General features: G+C 56.1%; 5 protein-coding genes. All 5 read right to left on the bottom strand.

From position 1 onward, the window contains the following. Positions 1-67: 67 nt before the first annotated feature. Positions 68-841: an ABC transporter permease gene (locus VEI96_08220; protein ID HXX57972.1), complete on the bottom strand. Its 774-nt coding sequence runs from the start codon at positions 839-841 to the stop codon at positions 68-70. After that, the gene (locus VEI96_08215) at positions 807-1,187 is read right to left on the bottom strand and encodes an NTP transferase domain-containing protein (protein ID HXX57971.1); all 381 of its coding nucleotides are present in this window, start codon (positions 1,185-1,187) and stop codon (positions 807-809) included. Before VEI96_08215 ends, VEI96_08220 begins: the two co-directional genes overlap by 35 nt. Before the next feature lie 86 nt (positions 1,188-1,273). Next, positions 1,274-3,919 (bottom strand): ATP-dependent chaperone ClpB, encoded by a 2,646-nt coding sequence (gene clpB / locus VEI96_08210; protein HXX57970.1) that lies wholly within the window; start codon positions 3,917-3,919, stop codon positions 1,274-1,276. Between the two features lie 9 nt (positions 3,920-3,928). Then, the gene (locus VEI96_08205; GenBank protein ID HXX57969.1) at positions 3,929-4,279 is read right to left on the bottom strand and encodes a MerR family transcriptional regulator; all 351 of its coding nucleotides are present in this window, start codon (positions 4,277-4,279) and stop codon (positions 3,929-3,931) included. Next, positions 4,276-4,728: J domain-containing protein (locus VEI96_08200; GenBank protein ID HXX57968.1), on the bottom strand; the 453-nt coding region annotated here is incomplete at its 5' end. The genes VEI96_08200 and VEI96_08205, both read right to left, overlap by 4 nt.

Here is a 4,728-nt window from a genome sequence, read left to right as displayed (position 1 = left end):
ATTGTGAAACTCACATCGCGGAGGACCGGACTCGAGCCGTAGGAGAACCAGATCTTTTCGAAGGTGATCATACCGAAAATCCCAGGACGTAGAGCAGCGTTCTCGTCAGGATGAAATCAGCGATGATGATCATGATGATCGACATCACGACCGCCCGGGTCGTAGAACTCCGCAGCCCTATCGCTCCACCCTTTGTGGCGAGCCCCATGTAAGAGCTGATGCAGGCTATGAGGTAGCCGAAAATAAAGGGCTTCACAGAGCCTGCAAAGACGTTCTCGAAGTTCAGCACATCGCGGATCGAACTCCAGTAAACGTGTCCGCTCTGATGACCGACGAAGACCGCGATATAATAGCCGCCGAGGAGGGAGGCGGCATCTCCGATGATCGTGAGCGCAGGCAGCATCAGCACCGAGCTGATGATTCTCGGGGTGACGAGTTTCTTTATCGGGTCGACGCCGAAGACCCTGAGGGTGTCGACCTGGTGACCGAGCACCATCGAGCCCAGCTCCGACGCCATCCCCGAGCCTACCCTGCCGGTGAAGACGAGGGCGGCTGCCACGGGACCCAATTCCCGGATGATCGATATCCCGACGATCTTTCCGATGTACATCTTCATGCCGAGGACCGAAAGCTCGGCGGCGAGCTGGAGCGAGAGCGCCATACCGATGAAGAGGGCGACGATGAGGACGATGAAGAACGACCCTGCGCCGGCATAGTCCATCTGCTCAATGGTATCCCTGAGATAGAAAGGCCTCCTCACCAGACCGAGAAGGCCGTGGTACGAGAGGAGATAGAAATCCTGCAGTTCACCTATCAGTTCCCTGATGCCTATGTTTTTCATATATCCGTTGATAGTCTTCTGCCGTATCCATGTCGAGGATGACCCCTTCGTCGGCGACGGCTACATATTTTACTCTATCCGGGTCCTTCCTGAGTATCTCCCGCAGATCGACACCCGAAAATATCTCTCCGATAACCGTTCTCGGAAAGAGGCTCGGATGTCCCCTCCTCCCCTCATAGAGCGGGACGATTATCCGAAGCGGATCTTCGCTATGTGCGGCCACCGGGAGCTTCATCGTACCCGCCGATACGAGAGGATGGTCGCAGAGGCAGACAAGAACCGCCGAAGATGATTTCCCGAGAGCGAAATATGCCGGATTCGGAATGCAGGACGACGACTCCTTCATCCATGAAGACATTCTATCACACCGTCGGTCTGCCGCAAGGTATCAGGAAAAGGTACATCAGGCCCGATTTTCCTCCGTGTCAATCTTTAGGAGACGACCTCGGCTTCGACGAGCTTTTTGAAGGAAAGCGCATTATCGGCAAAATCGACCTCGACGGTATCTCCCTCCTTGAAGGACCCGTCAAGGAGTCCGACGGCGAGGGGATTCAGTATCTCCCTCTGCAATGCCCGTTTCAAGGGCCTCGCGCCATAGACGGGGTCGTATCCGATCTCGGCAAACCTCTCCTTTGCGGCATCGGTGAGCACTATGTTGATACCCTTCGCGAGCAGGTATTTCCGCATCCTCTCGACCTGGATCTCCACGATCCGCTTCAGAAGGTCTTTTGAGAGAGGGTTGAATACGATTATCTCGTCGACCCTGTTCAGGAACTCGGGCTTGAAGAAGGCCTTCAGGTCACTCATAATCCTCTCCTTCAGGTCTTCATCGGCGCTATTACCCCAATAAGCCATGGGGCGCTTCGAACGCTCCTCGAGGAGCTCCTGGATGTGGGTGCTCCCGATATTCGATGTGAGGATCACGACCGTATTTCTGAAGTCTACCGTCCTTCCGTGGCCGTCAGTAAGCCTTCCGTCATCGAGGAGCTGCAGGAGGAGGTTGAATACCTCGGGATGGGCCTTCTCGATTTCATCGAAGAGGATGACCGAGTAGGGCCTTCTCCTCACCGCTTCGGTAAGCTGCCCTCCCTCCTCGTAGCCGACATATCCGGGAGGGGCGCCGATCAGTCTCGAGACGGTATGCTTCTCCTGGTACTCGGACATGTCTATCCTCTGCAATGCGTTTTCGTCGTCAAAGAGAAACTCCGCAAGGGCCTTTGCGAGTTCGGTCTTGCCGACGCCGGTCGGTCCGAGGAATATGAAGGATCCGATGGGCCTGTTCATGTCCTGGATGCCGGCCCTCGACCGTCTCACCGCATTCGCAACGGCGACGATAGCGTCATCCTGCCCGACAACCCTCTGGCGCAGCCTGTCTTCCATATGGAGGAGCTTCTGAACCTCACCCTCGAGCATCCTCGATACCGGTATCCCGGTCCATTTCGAGACGATCTCCGCTATGTCCTCTTCGTCGACTTCCTCCTTGAGCATCTTCCTCCTCGACTGTGCTTCAGAAAGTCTCCGGTTCTCCGTTTCGAGGGATTTCTGGAGGTCGAGCAATTTCCCGTAACGGAACTCCGCGGCCTTCGAGAGGTCTCCCTCACGCTCTGCCCGCTCCGATTCGATCTTTGTCTTTTCGATCTCTTCCTTTATCCCGCGTATCTTCGCGATGATCTCTTTCTCCCTGAGCCACTGCGCCTTCAGCTCGTCCCTGTCTGCCTGGAGTTCTGCCATCTCCTTCCCGATCTTCTTGAGTTTTTCACGGGCATCCTTCGAGCCGTCCTTCATGAGCGCCTGCTTCTCGATCTCATACTGCCTCAGTTTGCGCTCGATTTCGTCGAGCTCCACCGGCATTGAATCGATCTCCATTCTCAGCTTCGATGCCGCCTCGTCGATGAGGTCGATCGCCTTGTCCGGCAGGAACCGGTCGGTGATATACCTGTTCGACAAGAGAGCCGCCGACATGAGAGCGGAGTCCTTGATCTTGACTCCATGATGGACCTCGTACCTCTCCTTGAGTCCGCGGAGGATCGAGATCGTATCCTCGACGGTAGGTTCTTTTATGTAGATAGGCTGGAACCTCCTCTCGAGCGCCGGGTCTTTTTCGATATACTTCCGGTATTCGTCGAGCGTCGTCGCTCCCACGCACCTCAGCTCACCCCGTGCCAGCGCCGGCTTCAGCATGTTCGATGCGTCGATCGCGCCCTCTGCAGCACCCGCGCCGACGAGCGTGTGGAGCTCGTCGATAAAGAGGATGACTTTCCCTTCGGCCGCCTCTATCTCCTTGAGTACCGCCTTCAGCCGTTCCTCAAACTCCCCTCGGAACTTTGAGCCTGCCACGAGCGCTCCCATATCGAGTGCTACCACCCGCTTGTCCTTCAAGGTCTCCGGTACGTCGCCTGCAACGATCCTCTCGGCGAGCCCTTCCGCGATCGCGGTCTTGCCGACACCGGGTTCACCGATAAGCACGGGGTTGTTCTTTGTCCTTCTCGAAAGAACCTGTATGATCCTCCTTATCTCGTCGTCCCTGCCGATGACAGGGTCGAGTTTTCCTTTTCTTGCGAGGGTGGTGAGATCCCTGCTGTATCGGGCAAGGGCCTGATATTTGTCTTCAGGGTTAGGGTCTGATACCCGTTGGGAGCCCCTTATCTCACGCATGGCGGACATGACCTTGTCGGATGTGACTCCGTATCTTCCGAGGAGTTCCGTGCAGGGTCCGCCGATGGACGTGAGTGCGAAGAGCAGATGCTCGACGCTCACATACTCGTCGGTGAGATGCTCCGCCTGAACTGTTGCCTTCTCGATCACAGCCTTGAGCCTCGGTGATATGTAAATTTGGCCGAGAGGGGCTGCGCCTGTCACCTTCGGCAGTCTCTCGATCTCTTTTTCAACGTCCGCTCGAAGCGACTTCGTCTCTATAACGAGTCTCCTCAGGATCTGGGATGCAATGCCCTCCTCGTCGCCGATCACTGCCAAGAGGAGATGTTCGGGCTGGAGTTCCTGATTGCCTTTTCTTTCGGCAATCCCCTGCGCCTCCTGCAATGCTTCCTGGCTCTTTATCGTCAGTTTGTCCATTCTCATCGTCATCTCCTATTCTTCAAAGAATAATTTCCTCAATTTCTTTTCAAAATCGCTCCTGAGATCGGTTTCGAGAAACTTCATCATCTCGTCCATCTCCTTCTGGAGTACCTCAACCCGATGTCTGAGCCTGAGGATTATATCGACGCCTGCCCTGTTCACGCCGAGCTCACGGGTCAGCCGTAAAATCATCGCTAATTTTTCGATATCCTCCTCGGAATAGAGACGGCTTCTCCTTGCCCGGTGAGGAGTCACAAGTCCTTCCCTCTCATAGAGACGCAGTGTCTGGGGATGCACGCCGAGCATCTTCGACACGACGCTGATCATGAAGAGGGGCTGTTTCTTATCGGTCGGATTCCTCATCGCCCCGACCCTTTCCGAGGATTTTCCCTGTAGAGCGCCTCTGTCTCTTTCACGATTTCCTTCTCGCGGCTGCTCAAGTCCTTCGGGACCGCTATCTTGGCGGTAACAAACTGGTTGCCCCTTGGACCGCCCTTCGGAGACGGGAAGCCTTTCCCCGTCAATTTGAACCTCTGTCCGCCCTGAGTGCCGGGCGGGATGGTCATCACCGCTCTGCCGTCGATCGTCGGAACCTCTATCTTCGCTCCGAGGGCCGCTTCACTGAAGGTGAGCGGGACATCAACGGAGAGGTCGTTGCCTTCGCGCTTGAATACCGGGTGCGGCCTGACGGTGATCTCGATGAAGATGTCTCCGCTCGGCCCGCCGTCATGGCCGGCATTGCCCATGCCTTTCAGCTTCACCTTCGATCCGGTATCGACCCCTGCCGGGATCTTCACCTTTACCGTGTCTGT

The organism is Thermodesulfovibrionales bacterium (genome assembly GCA_035622735.1).
GTDB lineage: Bacteria > Nitrospirota > Thermodesulfovibrionia > Thermodesulfovibrionales > UBA9159 > DASPUT01.
This window is presented reverse-complemented; position numbering and strand designations above follow the sequence as displayed.